Source organism: Dehalobacter sp., from assembly GCF_030063005.1.
Classification (GTDB): domain Bacteria; phylum Bacillota; class Desulfitobacteriia; order Desulfitobacteriales; family Syntrophobotulaceae; genus Dehalobacter; species Dehalobacter restrictus.
The window spans coordinates 1-24,176 of sequence record NZ_JAPDHR010000021.1 but is presented as its reverse complement, the minus strand read 5'-3'; the positions used below and the strand labels follow the sequence as shown (position 1 = coordinate 24,176).

At 44.2% G+C, this 24,176-nt stretch carries 24 protein-coding genes, 1 tRNA gene and 1 other RNA gene; 19 read left to right on the top strand and 7 right to left on the bottom strand.

What is annotated here, in order from left to right; genetic code table 11:
- Positions 1-62 precede the first annotated feature (62 nt).
- Positions 63-344: a hypothetical protein gene (locus OKX56_RS07385; protein WP_083221878.1), complete on the bottom strand. Its 282-nt coding sequence runs from the start codon at positions 342-344 to the stop codon at positions 63-65.
- A gap of 74 nt (positions 345-418) precedes the next feature.
- Here OKX56_RS07385 and OKX56_RS07380 point away from each other — a divergent pair, with 74 nt between their 5' ends.
- Positions 419-1,849 (top strand): TP0910 N-terminal domain-containing protein, encoded by a 1,431-nt coding sequence (locus OKX56_RS07380; RefSeq protein ID WP_287896062.1) that lies wholly within the window; start codon positions 419-421, stop codon positions 1,847-1,849.
- Positions 1,846-2,148 carry an EscU/YscU/HrcU family type III secretion system export apparatus switch protein gene (locus tag OKX56_RS07375; protein ID WP_019225965.1) on the top strand — a complete coding sequence of 101 codons (303 nt, stop codon included), beginning with the start codon at positions 1,846-1,848 and terminating at the stop codon, positions 2,146-2,148. Before OKX56_RS07380 ends, OKX56_RS07375 begins: the two co-directional genes overlap by 4 nt.
- On the opposite strand, the gene OKX56_RS07370 is transcribed toward OKX56_RS07375, so the two are convergent.
- Positions 2,145-2,459, bottom strand: coding sequence for a hypothetical protein (locus OKX56_RS07370; RefSeq protein WP_019225966.1), 315 nt, complete (start codon positions 2,457-2,459; stop codon positions 2,145-2,147). The two genes, OKX56_RS07375 and OKX56_RS07370, sit on opposite strands and share 4 nt — an antisense overlap.
- Before the next feature lie 143 nt (positions 2,460-2,602).
- On the opposite strand from OKX56_RS07370, the gene OKX56_RS07365 reads away from it, so the two are divergent.
- The 6 genes from OKX56_RS07365 (at position 2,603) to tmk (ending at position 8,478) form a co-directional block, all read left to right on the top strand.
- Complete coding sequence (locus OKX56_RS07365; RefSeq protein WP_287896060.1) at positions 2,603-5,320, top strand: ATP-dependent DNA helicase; 2,718 nt, start codon at positions 2,603-2,605, stop codon at positions 5,318-5,320.
- 88 nt (positions 5,321-5,408) lie between these two features.
- Positions 5,409-5,756 (top strand): hypothetical protein, encoded by a 348-nt coding sequence (locus OKX56_RS07360; protein WP_019225968.1) that lies wholly within the window; start codon positions 5,409-5,411, stop codon positions 5,754-5,756.
- A 193-nt stretch (positions 5,757-5,949) separates the two neighbouring features.
- Positions 5,950-6,369: a hypothetical protein gene (locus tag OKX56_RS07355; protein ID WP_019225969.1), complete on the top strand. Its 420-nt coding sequence runs from the start codon at positions 5,950-5,952 to the stop codon at positions 6,367-6,369.
- A gap of 82 nt (positions 6,370-6,451) precedes the next feature.
- On the top strand, positions 6,452-6,640 hold the full coding sequence (locus OKX56_RS07350; RefSeq protein WP_019225970.1) for a ferredoxin: 189 nt from the start codon (positions 6,452-6,454) through the stop codon (positions 6,638-6,640).
- 290 nt (positions 6,641-6,930) lie between these two features.
- Entirely contained in the window at positions 6,931-7,725 is a 795-nt protein-coding gene (gene spo0A, locus OKX56_RS07345) for a sporulation transcription factor Spo0A (protein WP_025205791.1), read from the top strand.
- Positions 7,726-7,857: 132 nt separating this feature from the next.
- The gene (tmk, locus tag OKX56_RS07340; RefSeq protein WP_025205789.1) at positions 7,858-8,478 is read left to right on the top strand and encodes a dTMP kinase; all 621 of its coding nucleotides are present in this window, start codon (positions 7,858-7,860) and stop codon (positions 8,476-8,478) included.
- A gap of 107 nt (positions 8,479-8,585) precedes the next feature.
- Here tmk and OKX56_RS07335 read toward each other — a convergent pair whose 3' ends face one another.
- Both OKX56_RS07335 and OKX56_RS07330 read right to left on the bottom strand, forming a co-directional pair.
- Complete coding sequence (locus OKX56_RS07335) at positions 8,586-9,122, bottom strand: spore coat protein (RefSeq protein WP_019225973.1); 537 nt, start codon at positions 9,120-9,122, stop codon at positions 8,586-8,588.
- A gap of 132 nt (positions 9,123-9,254) precedes the next feature.
- Positions 9,255-9,330: transfer RNA gene (locus OKX56_RS07330), tRNA-Arg, on the bottom strand.
- 136 nt (positions 9,331-9,466) lie between these two features.
- Between OKX56_RS07330 and OKX56_RS07325 the strand changes: the two genes are divergently transcribed.
- Positions 9,467-10,324, top strand: a complete 858-nt coding sequence (locus OKX56_RS07325) for a YitT family protein (RefSeq protein ID WP_019225974.1) — start codon at positions 9,467-9,469, stop codon at positions 10,322-10,324.
- 245 nt (positions 10,325-10,569) lie between these two features.
- On the opposite strand, the gene pdaB is transcribed toward OKX56_RS07325, so the two are convergent.
- Both pdaB and OKX56_RS07315 read right to left on the bottom strand, forming a co-directional pair.
- Positions 10,570-11,334 (bottom strand): polysaccharide deacetylase family sporulation protein PdaB, encoded by a 765-nt coding sequence (gene pdaB / locus OKX56_RS07320; protein ID WP_019225975.1) that lies wholly within the window; start codon positions 11,332-11,334, stop codon positions 10,570-10,572.
- Positions 11,335-11,474: 140 nt separating this feature from the next.
- Positions 11,475-11,726: a hypothetical protein gene (locus OKX56_RS07315; protein WP_019225976.1), complete on the bottom strand. Its 252-nt coding sequence runs from the start codon at positions 11,724-11,726 to the stop codon at positions 11,475-11,477.
- Positions 11,727-11,919: 193 nt separating this feature from the next.
- On the opposite strand from OKX56_RS07315, the gene OKX56_RS07310 reads away from it, so the two are divergent.
- The 6 genes from OKX56_RS07310 (at position 11,920) to OKX56_RS07285 (ending at position 19,566) form a co-directional block, all read left to right on the top strand.
- A complete protein-coding gene (locus OKX56_RS07310; protein ID WP_019225977.1) occupies positions 11,920-13,200 on the top strand; it encodes a tetratricopeptide repeat protein in 1,281 nt (426 codons plus the stop codon).
- Between the two features lie 118 nt (positions 13,201-13,318).
- On the top strand, positions 13,319-13,852 hold the full coding sequence (locus OKX56_RS07305; protein ID WP_019225978.1) for a hypothetical protein: 534 nt from the start codon (positions 13,319-13,321) through the stop codon (positions 13,850-13,852).
- A 78-nt stretch (positions 13,853-13,930) separates the two neighbouring features.
- Complete coding sequence (gene glnA, locus OKX56_RS07300; RefSeq protein ID WP_019225979.1) at positions 13,931-15,259, top strand: type I glutamate--ammonia ligase; 1,329 nt, start codon at positions 13,931-13,933, stop codon at positions 15,257-15,259.
- A 204-nt stretch (positions 15,260-15,463) separates the two neighbouring features.
- Positions 15,464-16,438 (top strand): DnaA ATPase domain-containing protein, encoded by a 975-nt coding sequence (locus OKX56_RS07295; RefSeq protein WP_019225980.1) that lies wholly within the window; start codon positions 15,464-15,466, stop codon positions 16,436-16,438.
- On the top strand, positions 16,425-17,393 hold the full coding sequence (gene pfkA / locus OKX56_RS07290) for a 6-phosphofructokinase (protein WP_019225981.1): 969 nt from the start codon (positions 16,425-16,427) through the stop codon (positions 17,391-17,393). The genes OKX56_RS07295 and pfkA overlap by 14 nt, the downstream gene beginning before the upstream one ends.
- Before the next feature lie 31 nt (positions 17,394-17,424).
- The gene (locus OKX56_RS07285) at positions 17,425-19,566 is read left to right on the top strand and encodes a cell division protein FtsA (RefSeq protein WP_019225982.1); all 2,142 of its coding nucleotides are present in this window, start codon (positions 17,425-17,427) and stop codon (positions 19,564-19,566) included.
- Between the two features lie 178 nt (positions 19,567-19,744).
- Here OKX56_RS07285 and OKX56_RS07280 read toward each other — a convergent pair whose 3' ends face one another.
- Complete coding sequence (locus tag OKX56_RS07280) at positions 19,745-20,113, bottom strand: TIGR04086 family membrane protein (RefSeq protein ID WP_019225983.1); 369 nt, start codon at positions 20,111-20,113, stop codon at positions 19,745-19,747.
- Positions 20,114-20,230: 117 nt separating this feature from the next.
- Between OKX56_RS07280 and panB the strand changes: the two genes are divergently transcribed.
- The 4 genes from panB to OKX56_RS07260 all read left to right on the top strand — a co-directional run bounded on the left by panB (position 20,231) and on the right by OKX56_RS07260 (position 24,024).
- Positions 20,231-21,055: a 3-methyl-2-oxobutanoate hydroxymethyltransferase gene (panB, locus tag OKX56_RS07275; protein WP_019225984.1), complete on the top strand. Its 825-nt coding sequence runs from the start codon at positions 20,231-20,233 to the stop codon at positions 21,053-21,055.
- A gap of 163 nt (positions 21,056-21,218) precedes the next feature.
- Positions 21,219-21,653 (top strand): hypothetical protein, encoded by a 435-nt coding sequence (locus tag OKX56_RS07270; protein ID WP_019225985.1) that lies wholly within the window; start codon positions 21,219-21,221, stop codon positions 21,651-21,653.
- Positions 21,654-21,714: 61 nt separating this feature from the next.
- Positions 21,715-21,895: non-coding RNA, 6S RNA (ssrS, locus tag OKX56_RS07265), on the top strand.
- 53 nt (positions 21,896-21,948) lie between these two features.
- Entirely contained in the window at positions 21,949-24,024 is a 2,076-nt protein-coding gene (locus OKX56_RS07260; RefSeq protein ID WP_242871505.1) for an LTA synthase family protein, read from the top strand.
- Positions 24,025-24,176 lie beyond the last annotated feature (152 nt).

Genomic DNA, 24,176 nt, shown 5'->3' with positions numbered 1-24,176 from the left:
ACTTTTTAAGGATTGAGCCATCCATGGCACGCGGGTATTGTGGCATGCAGACTTCCCCCGGATTATTCAAAATTCCTTAATGCATCCAACCGTTTATTCCGGAAATAAAGCCCCGTATCAACTGCGATCAGGCAAAAATTCAGGATATATAGTATAATGACATAATCGAACGAATAAATCATCTTATGCAGGATGCCGGATAAATAGCCGATAAGTAATACAACCAGGAAAAACAGGCTTTTTCCTTTTGCTGTTCCGGCTTTGTAGGACGAGTAGATCGAAAAAGGCCAGGCCGAACCAAAACATAGCAGCATAATCGTTTCAAAAATACTCAACACAATCATTCCTTTAATTCTAGACTACGATAATTTTTGTTTATCATTTTATTATGGCAGATTTTTTTGCGAGGGAGTCTCTAATGATCATAAACAATATCCAGAGCATTGGCAAGATTTCTCCTTTGATAGATTTTACACAATTGAAAACCGGACAGCTTCTTCCGGTGGAAATTATCAGCAGAAATGGGAACCAGGAAGGACTGATCTCCATTGCCGGGCAAAAAATTAAAGCCCAGCTGGAACCGCAGTTTCTGGAAGGTGAAAGATTTCTGGCGGTTGTCAAAGAGGTCAATACGGAAGGCGTTGTTTTGAGCCGGGTTAGTCAGAGCACCGGTCAGTTGAGCAGCTTGTCTGCGGAACAACTGTCTTCAATGATAACCAAAGGATTTGGCCTTTCAGCCGATGAAGCGGACTTTCTGGTCAACAGCATGGTCAATCAGAACACGGCAGCAGGCAGCAAGAGTGCTCCGCCTGAAATACTATACCAGGCCGCTGATAAGCTGTGGACGATTTTGCGGGAAGGAAAAAACCAGGGTAATTTATTAAGCAAGACAGCTTTCGGAACAGCGCCGCAGGAGACAAATGCCGGCGCAGGACAGGTATCCAGCCAGGCAGCCAGGAAAGCTCTTCGGTTGACCCCGGAGCAGATCACAACGATTCTAAACAGGGGAATTAACCTAACTCCTGAGATCTCTGTCATCTTGGCAAAATATCTGAATCAGCAAAACAGCAGTGTTCTTAAAACGATGCTATCGGATCAAAATTCTGCAAATCAGAGCTCAATAAATCAAAGTTCAACGAGTCAAAGTCCAGTAGATCAGAAATCCCCGCTCAGCACGCTTGCAGACCTGCTTTGGAAGATTATCCCAAAGTGGGAGGATACCAGCGGTGAGCAGTTTGAAAATATCCTGCATTATTTCAAAAGCCTGGGTCTCGAGCACGAGAATCAGCTGCTGTTTAAATTAAAAAATAATGCCGGTCAGGAAGCAGAACAAACGGAAAATGTAAAAACAATGCTCTTAAACGCGCTGGCTGAAGATTCTGCCTCTCCTGAAAAAAGCGCGCTGAAGGGCTTTCTGGATGAGATTACCGGACAGCAGATCTGGATCCAGACCGGGAATAAAGAAAATGCCGCATATTTTCTTATGCATATCCCGCTGCAAAATAACAATGAGATATATAATTGTTTGCTTGCCGTGGAGAGTTCCCGCAAAGGCCATAAGATGGATATTGAACACTGCCATCTGGCGCTGCAGGTCGAGACGGAACACCTTGACCAGCTCGGAGCCGACCTTACGCTTTACGACAATAAACTGCATATCTGCCTCTTAAATGATCATCGCGAGGAGCTGAATCCACTCATTGAAGATATCTATGATCAAATCAAGCAGGGCTTCGCGGATATTGGCTTATCTTTAGAAAAAATATCGCTGAAGACCTACGATGAATTTCCCCAGTTTGCGCATTTCCTGGCCGGAAAAAACTTTTCGGGGGTGGATATCAAAGGATGAAAAGGGAAAGTCCAAGTAGTAAAAAACAAAATATGAAAAAAGCTGCTGCTCTGGCCTATGATCATGTTGGTGCTCCGAGGATTGTCGCCAAAGGCGAAGGGTATATGGCCAAAAAAATAATCGAATTGGCTGAAGAGCAGGGCATTCCGGTCCAAAATGACGACACCCTTGTAGAAGCCTTGATGCAGGTAGAGATGTCCAAAGAAATACCGCCTGAGCTTTATCAGGCGGTTGCTGAAGTACTGGCTTTTATTTATCGCTTGGACAAAATGAAGGGGACGAAAAAGGATACGCCTTAAACTGATTTTGGCTTAGTCCTTTTATTTAAATGCCTTTGGGCAAATATTTCGGCCACGCGTTCATTGCTGCCCAGCACAAGTCCATGCAGACGCCATTCCCGGAAAGTATGCCAGAATTTTTCTTCGGAGATACTGACCGTATACTTTTCGGATTCCTCGTCATGCGGCCAAAAAACATCGATCCAGAGCTTCCCCTTGTTGGTCAAAAATAGAATAAAGTGATGCAGTTCTGTATTCACTGAGGCAAGATCTCGGATCAGGATGTGAGAGCGGCCGTCGGGGAAATCCGTTCGCAAATAGATTGGCTTCATTCTTTTCCTCCTAAAATTTGTATGATTTGATTGATTTGGCACCAGTCAAGTTTTCTTTATGAATCTTCTCTGTATTTAGTTTATTAGGAATGTTATGATTTATTGTTAAGTGCGTATATTTTTTTTGAAGGGAGCTTGGCTGATTGAATCAGACTTGTGTCATCCTATCTCTAATACGTCCGGGAACTCCCTCAGAACGTGGATACTTGGCAGCTCTGCGCTTGGGAAAAGGGGTATTTCCAAAATATCTGTTGTTTTCGTTCCAGAGCGAAGGCGAAGCCCCAGGTAGGATGGAACAGCATAAAAAAAGTCTTGAAGATTTTACCCATGATGCCCTTATATTTGTTTATGAGCAGAAGAAAGTCCTGCCAGATTTAAAAAAATATTTTGAAATTAATCTGAACCAGAACGTGATTGAGGTTCAGGAACTTGCCGCAGTGTTTTTCCCGACAGTCAGCCAGCAAAGCTTAGAGGAAATAACCGATAAACTTAAGATAAAGAAACATCACAGGTTTATATCTGCGGCCCAAAAAAAGGTCCGGCTGACCCATGACCTGCTTCTGCAGTGCTGGAAAAAGGGGTTGAAGGCTGATTTGGGCTTCTTGAGCAAGTTGGAAGAATATACAAAGGGCCTTTCCTGTCAGCCTGTGCTAATCGAATTGAAAAAGGAAATCGTGCGAACGTATCCGGACAGGCCCATCCGTATTGCACCTTACCGGGGAGAGACGGTACAAAATCTTTTTAGCCCCGGTTCGGATGATTTGGCTGAAATTCCTGATTCGCCGGCTTGGGCTGTGCAGTGTTTTGGCCAGGACGGCTTACTCGCCAGCAATATTCCAGGGTTTGAAAACAGAGAGATTCAAACCGTCATGGCCGCTGAGATCCTGAAAGGGTTTACCGAAGCGACAGATGTTGTGATTGAAGCCGGTACAGGAACAGGGAAAACGCTTGCATATCTGATTCCGGCACTCTGGTGGTCCAAAAGGCATCAGCAGAAGGTGATTGTTGCGACCCACACCATCACTTTGCAGGAGCAGCTCTTCAGCAAAGACCTTCCGCTGCTGCAGAAAATCCTGCCTTTTCCATTTGAAACAGCACTGCTTAAGGGTAAGAGCAATTATTTATGTCTGAAATGCCTTTATCAGGAATCGCTGTTTACGGATTATACAACCCATGATGAACAACTCCGGCAGGCCGCATTCTTTTCCTGGGCTTCTGAAACGAAAACCGGGGATTTTGGAGAACTGCCGAATAATCAAAGCTTCGTTCCGACTTATCGAAAATTTGGCGCGGATAATCCGGCCTGTCAACCCGGAGAGTGTTCTTTTACTTCACGTTGTTACCTTTATAATGCCAGGAAGAGAGCCGAGGCTGCTGATGTTCTTGTGATTAATCACTCCTTGCTCCTTGCCGATATCAAAACGAATTATAAGATTCTGCCGGAATACAGCAATCTTATCATTGATGAAGCGCATAATATTTACCAGACTGCGCTCAAGCAACTTGGATTTGAAATTTGCCTCGAACAGATGCTGCGGCTGACGGACAATATCTATGGTGGGAAAGGCAATCTATTCGCTTATCTGAAAAGAAATCATGCTGTTTGGGCAGAGGTCTTCCCTGCCTTTAACTGGACCTATTTTAAAAGCAATCTTGAAGAGATTCCGGATCGCTGCAGGGCGGCTGCGGATCAGGCCCAAGAACTTTTCAGCATGCTGCAAAGCGTGCTTGGCCGACAGTTGAGTTTTCGCTTAGACCCTGAAAAGGTTGGCGAAGATATCCTGCAGATGATCCTGCTGGCCTCGGAAAATCTGATCATCAGGTTTAAAGGTATTGTGGAGGTGCTGGATAGAATTAATACCTTTCTGGCCCTTGAAAGTGAGCAGTTGGAAGAAACCAGATATGAGATTAGCAGAATAAAAAGTGATATTGCCCAAATCGTTGACGGATTTGGCAAGATCGTTAGTAAAAGTGAGGAAGAACGTGTAACCTATCTCGAAAAAAGCAACACAGTCTATTTAAAAAACACGCTGATCAATGTTGCTCCGTTATTAAATAAAAAAATATTCAGTAAAAATAATTGCACGGTTTTAACTTCTGCCACCTTAAGTGTCGGTGAGGATTTTACGTATTTGACCAGGGATATCGGAGTAGAACGCTATATCAGCCTGAAGCTGGATTCACCGTTTGATTATGAAAAACAAATGGTTTTCTGTGTCGTCAATGATTTACCTGTAAATCTACCGGAGGATAGGCTCGCAGAAAAGACTGCTTCATTTATTGGGAGAATTGCCGAAGAGATGAATGGAGGTACACTGGTATTATTTACTTCCCACCGGTATTTGCAGCGGGTATACCACTTGTTGGGGAATGAAGAATGCTGCCAGCACCTGAATGTGCTGGCCCAGGGGATTGACGGCACCAGGGAAGACCTTCTGCAGGAGTTTATGCAGAACAACAGCAGTGTCCTGCTTGGAACGAACAGCTTTTGGGAAGGCATCGATCTTCCCGGGGACATGCTGCGCTGTGTTATCATGGTCAGACTGCCGTTTTGGCCGCCGGATACGCCCATTCTGGAAGCGAAGGCCCGCCTGTTGGAAAGTCAGGGACTTGATCCGTTTTATGCGTTAAATTTGCCTGAAGCAATTATCCGCTTCAAGCAGGGCTTTGGACGTTTGATTCGAACGAGAGAGGATAAAGGCGTCGTGATTGTTCTGGATGACCGGATTATTAAAAAAAGGTATGGCCGATATTTTCTGCAGGCCCTGCCGATTACTTCTTTCTATCAGGGAAGTTCGGAGCGCGTCCTCCAAAAGGTTTCATCGGTTCAGGTACCCGTAATCGGCAATTCAAGAGCGTAAAGACGCAGAATATTCAGGAACTGATTTCACCCCTCATCTAACCAGTGCATATAGTAAGGCACAGGTTATTTTTTGAGGAGGAATGGAAATGGCTCAGCCGGTAGATTGGTCCAATGTTGGCGTCAGGATCGTCCAGGGATTTTATACCACCATTGATGCCGTACGGCAGCTCGATACGCAGGAAGCTGCACTTGTCATGAAACTGTTGGGAAAATCCTGTACGAAGATGATGAAAGACGGTGTCGGACATCAATTTGGAATTGCCATGATTGAAACAAGTGAAAAATTGGCGCTCACAGATAAACTGACATTTGAAGATGTTTTGAAAATGCTGACGTCAATCGTAGGAAAACTTTATTTCACGGCAAAAACTGCGGAGGAAATCGAACTAGTCAAACAGCTTGAAGATGCTGTTAAAAATTACCACGTCGTATAAAATCAGGCTGCCGCATAAATTATTCTCAAGACAGCAGTGCTGGAAGGAGGAAAAATCCTATGAAAATGTACTATATCAAGCTGCCTCAGTCCGTACTTAATCTTCTGAAAAAAATCTTCAACAAATAATTACCGGGTGTCATGAATTTCCAATTTCCCTCCTATATTATAGTAAAAGGTCTAGGAGGGAAATTATGTTATTGAACCGTTATTTTTTTATACTTGTCTGCAGTATTTTTTTTATTGGCGTCATTGTCTGGTGGCAGAATCCGAATACTGCAGTTTCAGCAATAGCCAATGGGCAAAGTTATGCAAATCCGAAGGCAGTGATTGAAGATTATTGGGAAAAGCTTGATTACAGGCAATTTGATCTTGCTTCGGCTCTGGCATCAGGACAGGCTGAAGCTACGAATAGCATACTGCAGCAGATGTTTCAGGATAATCCATTTTTAAGTGTTCAAAACGTGGAGATTCAAAACACTTCTGCGCAAAATAGTTATTTGGTTGAAATTACGACGGGGTCATCCATTGATCAAAGAAAAGTACTTACTTACCACATTATAGTAGAACAACAAAACGATGGTCTGAAAATCGTAGAGATGAGTCACGAATAGAAAATCTGAAAATCTGCATATCTTTAGTCACCTCGGGAACAATACAATCGACGATTGACAAAAAAAGTTTGGGGTGAACAACATGATTGCCTATGTAGAAAAAGAAGCCTGTATTGGATGCGGAGCATGTCCTGCAATCTGCCCGGACATTTTTGAAATGGATGATGACGGATTGGCTGTGACGCTTCAGGAACAGGTCCCGGAGGTTCTTGAAGAATCAGCGCAGGAAGCAGCCGACGGTTGTCCGACGGAAGCAATTATCATCAGCTGAAACATCATGCAGATACGGTAACTCGTCAGAACAAGACAAAACTTTAATATTTACACTGAAATTCTCTTGAAGTTCGGGACAATATGTAGGACGAAAAATAATTTGGCTTATTTTAACGAAAAAAAATAATTCTCAAATATCGCTTTTTGCAGATGGGACAGGCCTTTGCAATAAATGCCAAAATTAGAAAGTGTTCCTTATTTTTTAAGAATTCGACATCTCCGCTGATTTATAATGATACTACCGGAAAACGAACCGGGAAAAATATGATAAAGCGGGGAAATGTAGAGATGTCAAAAAAGGTAAAGATTATTGTAGCAGAGGATAATCGAAATCTATGTCAGATCCTTCAGGATTACATTTCAAAGGATGATAGCTTTGAGCTTGCTGGCGTAGCCTACAATGGACTTGAAGCTTGGGATTTGATTCAAAAACATGACCCGGATCTCGTTATTATGGATCTTGTTATGCCGAATCTTGATGGTTTGGAAGTCCTGGAAAGAATCAATGCCAGAACATCAGTCAGGAAACCCAAAGTCATATTATTAACGGCTTTCGGGCATGAAACACTGACGCATCAGGCCATGGTCATGGGGGTTGATTATTTTATCCTGAAACCATTTGACCTGGAAATTCTGGGAAAACGCATCAGGACGCTGACGCAGGATCTGGAAATCACAAATCCACCGCTGCTGCAGACTTGTTCCTCTGTTACGTCGGTCGGAAGAGGGGTCAATATCAACGTAGAAGTAACGACAATGATGCACCAACTCGGTATTCCAGCTCATGTCAAAGGATATCAATACATCAGGGATGCAATACTCATGGTAATCGAAGATGTTTCTTTACTCGGGGCGGTAACCAAAGAACTGTACCCGGCAATTGCTAAGAAATACAATACGGCTCCCAGCAGGGTGGAAAGAGGCATCAGACATGCCATTGAGCTGGCCTGGGAACGCGGACATATGGAAACGCTGAAGCGGATCTTCGGATATTCGATGAACATAGAACGTCAAAAACCTACTAATTCTGAATTCATTGCACTGCTCGCTGATAAGCTTCGGGTGATGAGTAAGGTTGGATAAATGAACGAACGAACGATCAAAAGAACAAACGAACAAACGAACACTCAGTGTATAAAGATGTCTCAGAGAGGAGGCATCTTTTTATTTGCGCTGAAATAGATTACAATGAATCCTGAAGGAGTTGAAAAGATCGTGCAGGTGAAAGGAAAGTTCATTGTGCTCGAAGGCATCGATGGATCAGGCAAAGGAACGCAGATTGAGCGTCTGAAGGTATATCTTGAAACAGTACGCGGAGTAAAAACCATTCTAACCAGAGAACCAAGCCAGGGTCCGCTCGGGACAACGATCCGCCAGGTACTTTCAGGCCGGATCAACGGCGTGAATGACAACTGTCTGGCGTTGCTGTTTGCTGCCGACCGGCTTGATCACAACAACAATCTGGTCATTCCTGCTCTGGAGCAGGGAAACTATGTGATCTGTGACAGATATATATGGTCTTCGTTTGCGTATCAGGGAATGAAAAATGATGAGTCCTGGATTGGAGAAATCAACCAATATGCGGTAAAACCGGACCTTACACTTTTCATTAAGGTAAGCCCGGAAACATCGCTCAAGAGAATAGCGGCAGGCAGATTCCAGACTGAAATATTTGAAAACAGTGAGACGCTGCGGCACGTTGCAGATAATTACCAGAAGCTGTACAAACAGTGGCAAAAAAATGGGGAACCGGTTGTTGAAATCAATGGGGAAAAGGAGCCGGAGTTGGTTCAGCAAGACATCATTGCGGCTTTCCAATTATATTTTCCGGAGTAAGTGTTATTAAATTCTGAAAAGGACACAAAATATAAGGAATGCCAGTCTCTTTGAGGCTGGCATATTAAATGTATATGGAATACTAAAAAATGAATTTTACGTTGTTGTTAATGAACGATTTTTGCAATTTTGGGAAGCCAGTTTCTTTGGAGCATCAGCTGCTCCAGCCGGTAAGCCCAATCAAATCCCATGTTCAGCTCCTTGCGGAGACGATTCCCAATTTCCAGGTGATAGCTTTGATTAATGGCTGTCAATAAGGCCATTTGGCTGGAAGCGCTCATTTCCAGCAGCAGCAGCGCAATTTCCATATCACTGAAGTGCAAGTGGTCTGGGATGTCCTGGTATTCTTCCAGGGACCGTTCGGGAAACTGTATGGTTGGCAGCTTGACATCCTCGGATCGTAAAAAATCTTCACTCATTTTGACAGTTCTTTCTACCAGTGAATCGCGTGCATCTTTAAGCAGTACTCTGAGCTCCGGATCTTCAGCATGATTATACAGGGTGGTAATAATTGAGGCTTGAAAACGACCCATCAAGACAATCTGATACTGCAAACCCGCCTCAATATAATTAACAGGTTCGTGATCAATTATATTTTGAACAATGGAATTGCTTTTGGCGGTCGCTTTTTCTAGAATATTCATCGTTAAATCCTCCTTTTTATATAGTAGGTTTAACGATTTATCTGTTTTTATGCTTGAGAACAATAAAATGCCGTGAAAAATATATGATACTAAAAAAACACTGCAAGAACTTGCAATGTCTATTTTTTCTAATGGTGCGCCCGGTTGGATTCGAACCAACGACCTGCGGCCTCGGAAACCGTCACTCTATCCCCTGAGCTACGAGCGCAATAAAACTGCTTCATTACTTTACTAAATAGAATTCTTTTTGTCAAGAATAATGTTAAAGAGAGCTAAGAGCAAATTGTCGGAGAAAGCTTGGATGACCAGATTAATTGGATGACCAGATTAATTTGAGGTAAAACATGAATCTGAAAAAAATACCATGGCATTTTCTCAAAAGATTTTTTGGAATCATTATAGGCGCAGTGATTGTAGCTGTCAGCATTAATACATTGATCCTGCCCAACCAGATTGCTGACGGCGGAGTCACAGGAATTGTGATTCTGCTGCATTATCTGTTTCAATGGAATATAAGCATTCTGGTGGCCCTTCTGAATATTCCGTTATTCATTCTCGGCTACAAGTCAGTCGGCAGACAGCTGTTATATTGGAGTATCCTGGGCGTAGGGACATTATCTGCTGCGCTGAAGTTTACAGATGTTTTGGCTCCGATAACAACAGATACGCTGCTGGCCTCTATTTTCGGGGGTGTTATATCCGGTATCGGAATGGGCATCATCTTTCGCTGTCGCGGCTCATTAGGCGGCACCGATATCCTGGCGATCGTGTTGAATAAAAGAATACAATTCAGTGTCGGGCAGATCATCCTAATCCTCGATGCGGTTGTCTTTATCGGAGCTGCACTGATCTTTAGCCCGGAAATGGCCATGTATGCAATGATTTATATGTTTATCGCTACCAAAGTGATAGATCTCGTCCAGGTCGGGTTGGATTATTCCAAGAGCGTCATGGTCGTCACAGAAAAGCCGGACGAGATTGCTGAGGATATCATCCATCTCGTCGGCAGAGGTGTAACGTATCTTCAAGCTGAAGGGGCTTATTCGCGCTTTCAAAAGAGAGTGGTCTACAGTATCGTAAATAGAGCACAACTGACCCAGGTCAAAGAAATAGTCCACAAATATGACCCGGATGCTTTTGTGGCCATCGGCGATGTTTCAGAGGTCGTCGGCGAAGGGTTCCAAAGTTGGAAAGGGCATTAGTAAAGCGATTTGTAAATCCCGTCAACACAGAAACGTTTGTTTTGTTCGGGTTAGTCTCCCTAATGGATGGCCGCTTTCGGCTATTGTGCCATCCGTGGCACAAAAAGCCGCGCTGCGCAATCCATGCTCCGCTTGGTGCCGGCCATCCATTAAGGAGACTAGCCCTAACATACTAGTCTTGTAATATAAAGAGGATTATGTCGGCAGATTTAGCGAGTAAATTGAGAACGCGATACAAGTGCTCATTACAGGCTTGAACCGGGTGGACAGCTCTCCTGGGCATTGCTGAGCATCTTGCCGACTGTCACAATTTCATAGTTCTTCTCTTTGAGCATTTTCAAAACAGTGGGGAGCGCCTCGGGCGTATCCGGCGCGGAATCAGAAGCGTGGAAAAGGATAATGTCGCCGGGGGAGGCTCCTTTATTTTTGGAGCGCCCGTTCATCACATAATTGATGATTGCGTCGGCTCCGGGTCTTTTCCAATCCAGGGAATCAACGCTCCATTGGATGACTTTGTAGCCTCTCTCGTTTGCGATCGAGATGACCTGGTTGTCATAGGCCCCGTTCGGAGCGCGCAGCAGGTTGATTTTCTGGCCGCTTAAACGTTCCAGGACTTCTTTGGAAGTATCGAGTTCTTTCATGAGGGCATCAGCTGTCAAGGTGTTCAAATCAACATGACGCCGCCCGTGGGAGCCAATTTCGTGGCCGTCCGCGGCAATGCGCTTGACTAGCTCCGGTTTTGTTTCGGCCCACGGAGATGAAAGAAAGAAAGTGGCCTTGATATTTTCTTTTTTTAGGATATCCAAAATCGGCTGCACATTTTCTTCGCCCCAGCTGATATCAAAAGTAAGCGCAACCTGCTTTGTTTCGGTCTTGACGGAGTAAATCGGCTTTGAATTTCCGGTAACAACGGATACAACCTGTTCTTTGTTTACGGCCAAAACCGCAATCAGCATCAGGATCACGGTCCCCACCGCCAGCTTTTTTCTGTTCACCACAAAGACGCTCATTGTTTATCCCCCCTTAGAACCATGATTATTCCGGGGAGCCGTAAATCATGTTAAATATAAAAGAAGGTGTCGATAAAGACGCCTCCTTTTATATTTAAAGTTTAAATGTCCGATATTATCCACCGTGTATCGCGGTGGCATTATTTTGGCCAGCGAACCCCAAAAATGATTTCCAGCAGATCGACCTTGAAAATGATTCTGAGGAGCAGGTGTAATACCAATAAAGAAATGAAAATGGCCACGGCAACCTTGATAATCCAAAAGCCGATACTCAGGATGATGCCGAGCAGCGGTTTTAATACCAGGTAGGCCAGATAAATGCAGAGTATGAAAATCAGGACTTTGGCGATGATCCAGAGAATATTTTTTGAAGATGGGCTTTTTGTGCTCATTACAATCCCTCCTGCAGGATGATTTACTTCATTTTTTCAAGAGCAAAAACATTCATAGCACCGATTTGCTCCCTTAGATTCAGTATAGCATATTATAGACCAAATGAAGTTGCCCCAACTCATATATTGTAAAGAAAATTCAGGTATTGTGAAGAAAATTCATATATTTTGATGAAAATTCAGGAGGGATACCATGGAGACCACACTGGAAGTATGGAGGAAGTATCTGGAAAATGGAATCAAATGCTTGGGTGAAGGAAACACTGAAGAAGCTGAAAAAAGTCTGCAGATAAGCCTTCTCGAGGCTGAAGCGCTGGAAATGCCGGTGATTATCGCTTTTTCCCAGCGCTTGCTAGCAACGGTCCAGGTGAAAAATAACAAATTTAATGATGCCGAAGCTGGATTCCGAAGGGCACTGGTCTACTGCAAACAGCTGCATAACAATAAGGGGATTGCTGAAGCCAGGGCCGGACTGGCGAGTGTTTATTTCAGCCAGGGGAAGAATGCCAAAGCCATTTATTTATATAAGCAGGCTATCAGGGACTATCCGGGAGAAGCATCATCCCTGCGTTTAGCGGCCTTGTACTCCGATCTGGGCCAGGTTTATATAAAAATTAAAGAGTGGCAGGCTGCAGAAGAGAATTTTCTGCATGCCGAGAATCTCTGCCGGAAACATGGTTATCTGAGTGGGGAGGCAGAGATCAACCTCTGTTTGGGAGAAATCTATTACAGTCAGGCGCAGAGAATTGCGGCGCAGAAAAGATTTTATCATGCCGCGAAGATCTATGCCAGGTTAGGCGAACAAGTTTCTCTGGCTAATGCGCTGCAATATATCGCCTTCTTGTACTTTGAAAAAGACAGGTTGCCGGAAGCCCTGCTTTTGCAGCAGAGAGTTGTCGCGCTGTATTTGAAAAACGGCCGTGATCCTGAAGTCAGTGAAAGTTATTTCATGTTAAGTAATCTTCTTCAATGTTTGAAATTGCTGGATGAAGCAATCAGCAGCCTTGAGTTGTCCATTCAATACCATCAAGGAAGCGAATTCGGCTTTGCTGTGCGCTATTACAGTCTGGCCATCCTGTTGATTATGAAACAGGACTACTCGGAGGCGAAAAAACAGTATCTGGAAGCTCTGAAGTATTTTCAGTTCTTTGGTGACAGCTCCAAGATCGGCGAAATCAGCGAGGAATTAACATATCTTATCCGCTATGAGGATACTTTATTTCAGGAGAATCTGTACAAACTGCTCGGCAAAAGGTTTTATGACGAGCCGGAATTGCCGAAAGGAGAAGCGATGTTAAAGCTTGCCAATCTTTTGATGAAGAAAGGCAAAAATATGGAAGCGCTACGCTGCGGCTGGATCGCGCTGGTGTACGCCAGGTCGCTGCAGGATGAAACAAAAGAAATTGAGCTGCTGATTCAGGATTTGTCCCAGACTATCAGATATCACAAAAAGACCTCCCGATTTTATCGGTAAAATCGCTTAGAACTTTCAGAATGTAATTATACTTTCTGATATACCGAAAAAGGACTGTGAAAAAAATTGGGAATAGGTTAGAATAGATTATAAGCCAAAATAAGGTGGAGATGTTCACTTGAATCATCATGATCAGGTTCTGCTTGAAAGCTTTGAACGGATTTATTGTCTTTTAGAAAAAGAAACCCAAAATTTAACGGAGATCAAGTCGGCCTATGCCGAAAAAATTCGCCAGTGGGAGGATGAAATCAAAGCGTATGCGATGATGATAGAGGAAATCTCCTTGCCGGCCAGGTTTATTCTTGAGCATATCCTGTCCCTGAAATTTAAGTCCGGTCAGATGGCGGTGGAAGCTGAGAATATCACCCAGGGTTTCTCCGGAATAGGGGACATCCTCGTGGAAAAATTTGGTATTATCAAGATCTCCACAGGAAATTTACAGCTTAGCTGGCGCGATGAACTGTATAATTACTTATTTTATCCTGATAAGGTGGAATTGCGGACAAACGACGAAAGGACGACGATTAAACTGTTTTTTTCGCAGCAATTTGACGGGAAAGATATTCAAAGATTTTCTGCGGTTACGGAAAGCCGTCAGTTGTTATATATTCACCCAGCATTGAAAAAGTATTTAGAACCATGTCAACCATAAAATTTAAAATATAAGATTTATGGTTGACATGGTATTGTAGGAGTAAAAATTTTAAACAATTGAAGGGAGCGCTGAGAATTGAATTATACGAAAGAAGATGTCTTGCGAGAGGCGTATGAAAAGGGCGTAAAATTCATGAGACTTCAGTTTACCGATATTTTCGGAGTATTAAAGAATGTCTCTATTCCGGTAGAACAACTTGAGAAAGCCCTGGACGGAGAAATGATGTTTGACGGTTCTTCCATTGAAGGCTTTGTGCGTATTGAGGAGTCGGACATGTACCTGAGACCCGACCCTGACACATTTGTCGTCTTCCCGTGGAGGCCTGCTGAAGGTGGGGTAGCGAGACTCATCTGTGATGTCTATAATCCTGACGGGACGCCATTCAACGGTTGCCCCCGCAATACACTAAAAAAAGTACTGGCAGAAGCCTCAGAAATGGGTTTCAAATGTTACATAGGACCGGAGCTGGAGTTTTTCCTGTTCCATGTCGATACTGAGGGCAGACCGACCCTGATTACCCATGATAAAGCCGGTTATTTTGACATGACACCGGTTGATTTAGGGGAGAGTGCCAGAAGAGATATGGTTCTGGCGCTGGAACAGATGAATTTTGAAATTGAAGCCTCCCATCATGAAGTTGCTCCCGGACAGCATGAGATTGACTTCAAATATGCCGATGCCTTGGAAATGGCTGATAAAATGGTCACCTTCAGATTTGTCGTCCGGACGATTGCCCAGCGGCACGGACTGCATGCGACATTTATGCCGAAACCGATCTTTGGGATCAATGGTTCTGGAATGCATGTCAACCAGTCCTTATTCAAAAATGGCAAAAACGTTTTCTATGATCCGGAAGGACCGATGAACCTTTCGAGCGAAGCGTATCATTATATTGCCGGCATTATGGAGCATGCCAAGGCTTTCACAGCGATTACCAATCCTACGGTCAATTCGTATAAAAGGCTCGTTCCGGGCTATGAAGCACCCTGCTATATTGCCTGGTCGGGCCGCAACCGGAGTCCGTTGATACGTATTCCGGCCAAGAGGGGTTCTTCAACCCGTATTGAATTAAGAAGCCCGGATCCTTCCTGCAATCCTTATCTGGCTTTAGCGGTCCAGATTAAGGCCGGACTGGATGGGGTCAAACGGAAACTTAACCCGCCCGAAGCCGTTGATTTGAATATTTTTGCCATGGATGACAGGCAAAGAAAAGAGATGGGGATTGACTCGCTTCCCGGAGATCTCAAAGAGGCTTTAACGCTATTAAGCAATGATGAAGTCATCAAAGATGCCCTTGGCGAGCACATCTATTCCCGATTTGTTGCAGCAAAGACCGAAGAATATGACAGCTTCCGCATCGCCGTGCATAAATGGGAAATCGACAGATATCTCGAAATATATTAGCCAGAGCACGTGTAATGATAGATGGCTAAAATTGTCAACCTAGGCAAGGGTTAGGGATATATTCCTTAACCCTTATTCTTCCCTGGTACCGCGTTGCTGAATTATGGTAGCTATCCTGCTCCGCCTAAAGCGGAACTGTGGCCCTCCATGACACTAACATAAAAAATTGGTGAGTAAGTTTTCTCGCAGGGGGTATTCTAAACAGTGTTTATCAGCCAGTTCAACCAATTAGCTTTTCAATACATAGAGAATTATGAAGTACAAAAGGCGCCCCCGGTTACGATAATTGCCGGCCAGGAAGGACTGGGCAAGACTCAGCTACTGAATTGTATCCTGCAAAAGATGAAACCGCAAAAGGTGAAGATTGTCCTGATCGATGCGGATAAATTCTCTAAGAAATTTGCGTTTGCGGCCCAAAATGGCAGCCTTAACAGCTTTCGCCGTTCTGTGCGTTCCAATGACCTTTTCCTGCTTGATAATATTAATGTGCTGCAAGGAAAGAAGAAAACGCTTGAAGAACTGTTCCATACAGTAGATACCATTCTGGCTCAAGGCGGAAAGACGGTCATTACATATCAGGGCAGTACACCCAACTTTGACTTTTTGAACCAGCGGTTTGCATCAAGGCTTAAAAGCGGATTTTTCCTCTATTTAAAGGACCCGGCAGCCGAGGAGCTCGAGCATTTCATCGCATATCGTCTTACCGGAGATTTGTTTCAGGAGATCCGGCCCTGCCAGCCGGCGCTTCTTTCCGGTATTAAAAATATGAAGCAGGCTGTAAAGATCGCTGAACAGCTAAAAAAAGACATTCAGCCGACAAACTTTGCGGAGGAGAAAATCCATGTACCTCAGTCCGAAAAATTATTTCACCTTCCCGGCATCGGAGAACAGGCCAATCTCGTCGTTTCTATCGTTTGTGAATACTGCGGTTTGGAAAAAGACAAAGTCCTGGGAAGTACGAAAAAAGGGGAGATTGTGGAAGCAAGGCAGATGGTGTATCTCCTGCTGCATGAGATATTTCAGTACCCCTATCGCGATATTGCATCCTATTTTCGAAAAAACACCGGCAGTCTGACAAATCAGTCTGAAAAGATACGGGAGAGAAAACAGGTGTTGTTTGAAACTTTATGTAAAAAACTGTATAATGCTGAAAAGGAGAGATCTTATGGGCGCGGATAGCAAGGTTGCAGTTTTAACCAGCGGAGGGGATGCTCCCGGAATGAACACCGCGATACGGGCGATTGTTCGCAAGGGCATTTACCATGATCTCCGGGTATATGGGGTTTTCCATGGTTATGATGGGCTTCTGCGCGGTGAAATAAAAGAAATGGAGCTGGGCTCAGTTGCAGATATTGTGCATCGCGGCGGAACGATTCTGAAAACTGCCAGATGTGAAGAAATGTTTACGGCTGAAGGCCAACGTCTGGCCGCGGACCAGCTAAAGGCCAAAGGAATCGAAGCACTCGTGGTCATCGGCGGAGACGGTTCTTACCGCGGAGCAAAAAAACTTGCTGAATTGGGTATCAAAGTCATTGGCGTGCCCGGTACGATTGACAATGACATTGCCGGAACAGATTCAACAATTGGCTTTGATACGGCGGTGAACACCGTTGTCGAGGCTGTAAGCAAATTAAGAGACACCGCTTCGTCCCATGAACGGACTTTTCTTGTCGAAGTCATGGGCAGAAACTGCGGGGATATTGCCCTCCACTCAGGACTCGCGATTGGCGCCGAATCGATCCTGACGCCCGAAATCCCTTTTGATCTTCAAGAAATTAGTGAGAAACTGCTGCGGGGATATCGGAGAGGAAAAAATCACAGTATTATTATTTGTGCTGAAGGAGCAGGGGATATCCGTGAAATTGCTTCAGGCTTAAAGAATTATTCCGGATTGGAAAACCGAGTGACGATTCTCGGCCACATTCAACGCGGAGGAGCACCCTCGGCAGCCGATTCTTTGCTCGGAGCAATGATGGGCGGCAAGGCCATTGAGGCACTGATGGAGGGAAAATCTGAGGTGATGATCTCACATTTTCAAAATGAGATTGTGGACAGGCCACTGGAACTTGCTTTTAAGGAAAAGAAAATGTTTAACCGTAAACTCTATGAGCTGGCTAACGAGCTGGCTATTTAACGATATATAACTTTGCGAGGTGGGAAGAGAAGTGGAGACTGTTTTTGCCCTTGATATCGGCACCAGGGTCGTTATTGGACTTGTGGTGCAAAAGAGTGTATCGGGATATGAAGTCATAGCCAGTGCGCGAACCGAACATACGCAAAGAGCCATGTATGACGGACAGGTTCACGATGTGAACGAAGTCGCTAAAGCCGTGTCATTTGTAAAGCATGAACTTGAGCATAAACTAAACTGCAAATTGACAAAAGTGGCTGTGGCTGCAGCAGGCAGGGCGCTTTGTACCGAAACAGCGACGGTCACGAGAGAGGAAGTTCTGCCGACACACTGGGAACAGGAAGAAGTCCTGGCCATGGAAATGGAAGCTGTCCAAAAGGCCATGAAGAAAATCTCAGCTGAAGAGACAGATAATATCCTATTCTACTGTGTCGGATACAGTACGGTGAAGCAGCTGCTCGAAGACCAGCAGATTACAACGCTGGTCGGGCAGAGAGGGAAAAAAGCAGAAATTACGGTTATTTCTTCGTTTTTACCGAGAACGGTTGTCGATGGCCTTATTGCAGTTTTAGCAAGGGCGGGACTTGAGATGGCCAGTTTGACGCTGGAACCGATTGCCGCCGGACTGGCCGCAATTCCCGGAGATATGAGAAGACTTAATCTGGCCCTCGTGGATATCGGGGCAGGGACTGCAGATATTGCGTTTACCAAGGAAGGCACTTTCTTTGCTTATGGAATGGTGCCCATGGCCGGCGATGAGGTCACAGAAGCAATCTGTTCCAATTATCTGGTCGATTTTCAGGAAGGCGAAAGGATTAAAAAACAGCTGAACGGGAACGATCCAAATCCAAACAGCCTGATTGACATCGTCAATTTCTTCGGTGCCAGGTCCTCCGTCACACGTCAGGAAATACTGGATGTCATTAAACCGACCGTTCAGGTGATTGCCGAAAGGATCGGCGGAGAAATCCTGCTGCTGAATAACAGCTGTTCGCCCCAGGCTGTGATCATGGTCGGGGGAGGTAGCCTTACTCCTTTAATGGGAGATATTTTGTCAAAGGTGATTAATCTTTCCCGGGGTAGAATCGGCATTCAAGTCAGGGAAAGGTTGTCCGCGGTCTCCGGCCAGGAAGAAGATTTGTTTGGTTCGGATGTCATTACGCCGATAGGAATTGCAATTTCCGCGCTGGATAATAAAGGTCTCCATTATTATGCAGTCAATGTGAATAACACGAATATTCCGTTGTTTGAACTGCAGCTTGCTACAGTGGCGGAAGGGCTTCTCGCAGCAGGCATCCAGCCGAAAACGTTTTTTGGACGTCCGGGATCGGCGCTGATCTATAAGCTAAACGGTGAGATTCAGGTTATTAAAGGAGAGTTGGGAAGTCCAGCGGTGATTACAGTCAATGGCCAGTCGGCCAAGCTGGATCAGAGGCTTAGTCAGGGTGACATGGTCACCTTTAGGCCGGGTCATTCCGGAGAAGATGCCAAAGCGCAGGTCAAAGATGTCATTTCCCGGCCCACAGCGAAGAAGATTATCTGGGATGGCAAGGAAGAGGAATTCAATCCGTTCATCTATCTGAACAATAAACCGGCAAATGAAGAAGACTGGCTTGAGGATGGCTGCAGCCTGCTTGTAAAAATGAATGAAACGCTCTATGATTTACTGGCCATGAAAGGCATTAATATCAATAAAATCAACAAAAAGAAAATCAAAGTCAACAACCAGCCCCGGGAACTGGTATCGGATCTGGAGATTATCGTCAATGGTCACGCTGTAACCATTGATTGTGTTATTAATAACAACGACCGTATCGATATTCTTGAAAAAAAAATATTGATCAGGGATTTGGCGCTGGAAGCCGAACCGATGATTTTTACGGTTAACGGAGAAGCGTTCAGTTTACCGCCGTTTGAAGCAAAGATCTACTGCAAAGGAAGGGTCATTCAGGAAGATGAGCCTATTGAAGACGGTATGGAAATCAGAGTGGAAGGTTTTTCGCGCAAGCCCATTTTGTCGGAACTATTTCCGTATATCAATCTTGCTGAAAACTCAATTTCGGGCGGAAAACTGGAAATGCAGGTCAATGGCAGTGAAGCTCATTTTACGACCGAGCTGAATCAGGGAGACCGTATTATCGTCAACTGGATCAACAAATTTGCGCTCGCCAGATAAAAAAAAGAAAACCCCCAGCTGGGGGCGATAGGCCAAGGGCCTAGGTGGAAAGAGTCAAGGAGTATACACCCAGCAGTATAGTGGGAAACAGCCGTACTTGTCCCGTTTTTTCACCCAACAGCATGTTCTGGAGGGTGAATAGTTCAGGAGAGTGGTTTAACGCACTACATGGACCGCGTTATTTCTTCATCACGGCTCCGATACTCCCACCGATCGCACCCGCTATGGGACTAATCAGGACTTTCTCGAGCAGTATTTTCCAAGAAGGATCACCCGCATAGAAAATGTAATAAATCAATATAGTGACCACAAAAAAACCGATTCCGACAGCCAGTCCGTACAGAAGTCCTCTTGCTCCGGATTGATACGCAATGTAAAAACTGGCGATGAGTACTCCAATTCCGGCAGCGAGCAGTGAGTAAAGGAAAGATTCCTGCACCGAAGTAAAAAAGTAGACCAGACTCAGAACAACGGTCAGCAGAAATGAAATGACGATGGCCAGCGCTATACCTTTGGTAACTAACGACAGCTGAAACGATTTTGACATACGGCAGCCTCCCTTTTCTCCAATTTCTGTACACCATATGCTTGGCCCATATAACTTATGACTTAAAAGCTTAGACAAAGTTTGAAATAAAGAAGGTTTAGGGAGAAGGCGATCACGATGAAAAAAATGATTCCAGATTTTAAAAAGATGAGCGAACAGGAAAATAAGATCACGATGCTGACAGCCTATGATTTTCCAACGGCACGAATCATGGAAAAAGCCGGCGTCGATGTAATCCTTGTGGGTGATTCGCTTGGGATGGTCGTCTTAGGATATGACTCAACCGTTCCAGTGACAATGGAGGATATGCTGCATCATGCCAAAGCTGTCCGCCGGGGTGCTCCAAATACTTTCATGATTGTGGATATGCCTTATCTGACCTATGCGAGGCCTGAAGATGCGTTGCGCAATGCCGGAAGGCTGATGCAGGAGGGCGGAGCTGACGCTGTTAAACTCGAGGGCGGGGAGGAATACCGCGAGATTGTCAGCTTTCTGACCAAAGCCGGGATTCCTGTTGTCGGGCACATTGGTTTAACGCCTCAAACGGCCGGCCTGCTGGGCGGATATAAAGTCCAGGGAACAGAAATACACAGCGCTTCCAAACTTTTGCGTGATGCCGGGATGCTGGCTCAAGCCGGTGTTTTTATGCTGGTCCTGGAAGCAATACCGGCGCTACTCGCGGCAAAGATCACACAGTCGATATCCGTGCCGACCATTGGCATCGGTGCTGGGAATCAATGCGACGGCCAGGTCCTGGTTATTCATGACATGATTGGCGCTTCAGACAAGACTGTACCGACTTTCGTCAAACAATACGCAATGATTGAACCCCTGATCGTTGATGCTGTTCAAAAATATTGCGAGGAAGTCAAAGACAGAGCGTTTCCTTCCGACAAACATTCTTTTTCCATGAAGCAAGAGGTCTTAAGCAAGCTGACCTAACAGACAAATAATTTATTGATTTTTCGAAATAGTTTAGCAGGCTTAATATTATTCTTAAAAAATTAATATATTTTTACAATTTAAGTGAAAATAATCATTAATTTATGATATAATACAATAAACTATTTGGTTGTTTTATTTTTGCTTGGAAGGATGAATAACATTGAAGCTGAAAGATAAGACGTACAATAAGTTCTTGGAATTTTTCGAGAAGGTGTCCAAGAAACATGAAGAAGATCAGTTTGAGATTGCCTATTCCGAAATACAACGTGAAACAGGAGTAGCAAGTATTACCCTGAAAAAAGCGCTGAAAGTGCTGGAAGACGACAAGGTTATTGAAATTAACCAGGGCAGAAATACCCGATACGGCAAGATCAGGTACTTAAATAAATTGAATTCCAATTCAAAAGATCCCGCTAATAGAACAAGAACGCTTGCTTTAGTGGATGATGGAACGGTGAATCCAGGGACACTGCATCAAATCAAGAATATGTCCAGTCTCGTCGAACAGCTGCGGCAGAGGGTGCGTACCCAGGAGATGACGATCTCTGTGATTTTGGACAGACTTGCTGATTTAGAAGATAGAGTGCATCGCTAAAACATATTGGTTTTCCAGTTGTTTCTAGAGGATTTTTCTTCACCCCGGTGTTATAATAGCTATGATGCTGCTCTGTTTGTATGGACTATCATGGTTTTGATCCTATTTTTTTCTCGGGAACTGAGTAGTGGCAGCTTGTGTACATCATGCTTTGTAAAAAGAAGATGGAAAGATCTGTCCAGGTTCCCACCTGCATGTGCAGGGTCAGAAAACCAGATGTCTAACGGCAAAGCGGGAAGAGGATGTCCAACGGACATCCTCTTTAAAATTTATGAGGAATTCTATGGAGGAGAAAGTGTCTAATTCTAAATTTCTGGCTATAATTCCGTTAATGGTTTTAATATTGTTTGAGACGGTCTCACGCGGAAGTCTCGCCGATACGCTGGTCTGGTCCGTACACTATCCGAATCAATTCATTGCCACGTATGCCATGCTGTTTGGACTGATTAATGCTTTTTATCTTTTGCCCCGGCGTTTGTACCTGTCCATTGCAGTAGTCATTCTAACCGGCCTTTCCTTTATTGCACTGGTCAGCAGGGAAAAACTACTCCTAAGAGGAGAGCCTTTGCTGCCCTGGGATTTAAACCTTGGGAAGGAAGCCGCGAATATTTCCCAGAGCTTTCAGGATATGCCGATCGCTTTTATGTTGGGACTCGTGATTTTGCTCATCGCTGCGATCATCATGATCATTCGTTACATACCAAGAGAAGAGTACCTTTCGGCTCAAAAAGTCCCCATTGCGGTACTGTCTTTTCTCTTGCTGTTTAATCTGGTTGCCCATACTTCTATGCAAAAGACCTTCAACTGTCGGCTTGTAAACTGGAGCCAGCAGTCCAATTATGAAGAAAATGGCTTGATTATCGGCTTTATGATGAATTATAAAGCCTATTCGGATGATGCTCCGGCTTCTTACCAAAAAGAAAAAATTGAAAAGATTATTACTCAGACCAAAACTGATTACACGGTTGATCCGGATTTCACCCCAAATGTCATCTATGTGCAAAGTGAAGCTTTCTGGGATCCGACGCTGATGAAAGAAGTAAGCTTCAGCGAAGATCCAATTCCGTATTTTCATTATCTGCAAAAAAATTATTCAGGCGGAAAGATGGTTGTTCCTGTCTTTGCCGGAGGAACGGTGAATACAGAGTTTGAGGTTCTAACAGGATATTCCTGCCAGTTTCTCCCGGCAGGGATCATTCCGTATGTCCAGTACGCAACCAGGGATATGGATGCCCTGCCCGCGATTTACAAAAAGCAGGGCTATGAGGCTACGGCAATTCATACTTACCATAACTGGTTTTACCGCCGCAATATTGTTTTCGAAGAGATGGGATTTGACAAATTTATCAGCAAGGAATTTTTTACAGATCCTGAGAAGAAAGGAACTTATATCCGCGATACGGAGCTTACGAAGAAGATTCTGCAGCAGCTTGGACAGAATGATAAACCCGATTTCATCTATGCGATTTCGATGCAGGCTCATGGACCCTATGCGGAGAAACCTAATGCCGGAAATACGATTCAGGTCCAGGGTAACTTTTCGGCTAAAAGTAAAACCTTGCTGGAGAACTACGTGAATACAATTTCCGATGTCGATCAGTCCCTGAAAGCTTTGATTGAAGGTCTGAAGAAGATTGACGAACCAACGATTGTCGTTTTTTACGGAGATCATTTGCCCTTGCTTGGCAATAGCTCGGAAGTATACAAAGAGGCTGACTTTTTTCAGGACCGGAATAATTACAGTGATTATTTAAACAAATATACGGTGCCCTTTATCATCTGGGATAATTTCTCGAGCCCGAAAGATAAAGAAAATATCCGTATTTCCTCGAGCTTTTTGGGGCCTTACATTCTGGAAAAAAGCAAAAAAGAAGGAAATACCCTGACGGATTTTCTTTATTCCTTATATGAAAAAGGGTCGGACGTTATGACCGCTGCGCTTTATCAGCAGAATGAAAAAATCACCGAAACAGAATCTGCAGACTATGAAATGCTGCAATATGATTCGCTGATTGGCAATGCGTATGCCTATGAGCTGGAACCACGGGATAAACCAGTTCAGAATGCTTTGTACCTGCTTGGAGAACGTTTTCCCAAGATCGAAAAGGTCCTTCGCCTGAGTGAAGATGTGATTCAGGTTCAAGGAGAAAACTTCCTACCGGATTATCAGATTTATATTGATGATACCCCGGTTAAAACGAAGTATGTAAGTAATACTGTCTTAACAGCCACTTTGCCCAAATCAATCCAGAATGAGACTGAGCCGGTCAAGCTTCTTTTAAAGATGATCGACAGCCTCAATAATGTTATTTCAGAATCAAATACGTATTCATTCTCGCGTGCGGATGGTGCCTCCATCAATAATAAATAAGTATAAGTAGAGCGTATTTTAAATAAATGACTCAACTTTCCCACCATTAAATAATGGTTAAAGCCATGATTTTTCTGACACATCAGGTTGCAAACAACAATCGTTCTTTGAAAGACCGTGGAATAGTGCTAAGAAAAGTATCCATAATCATA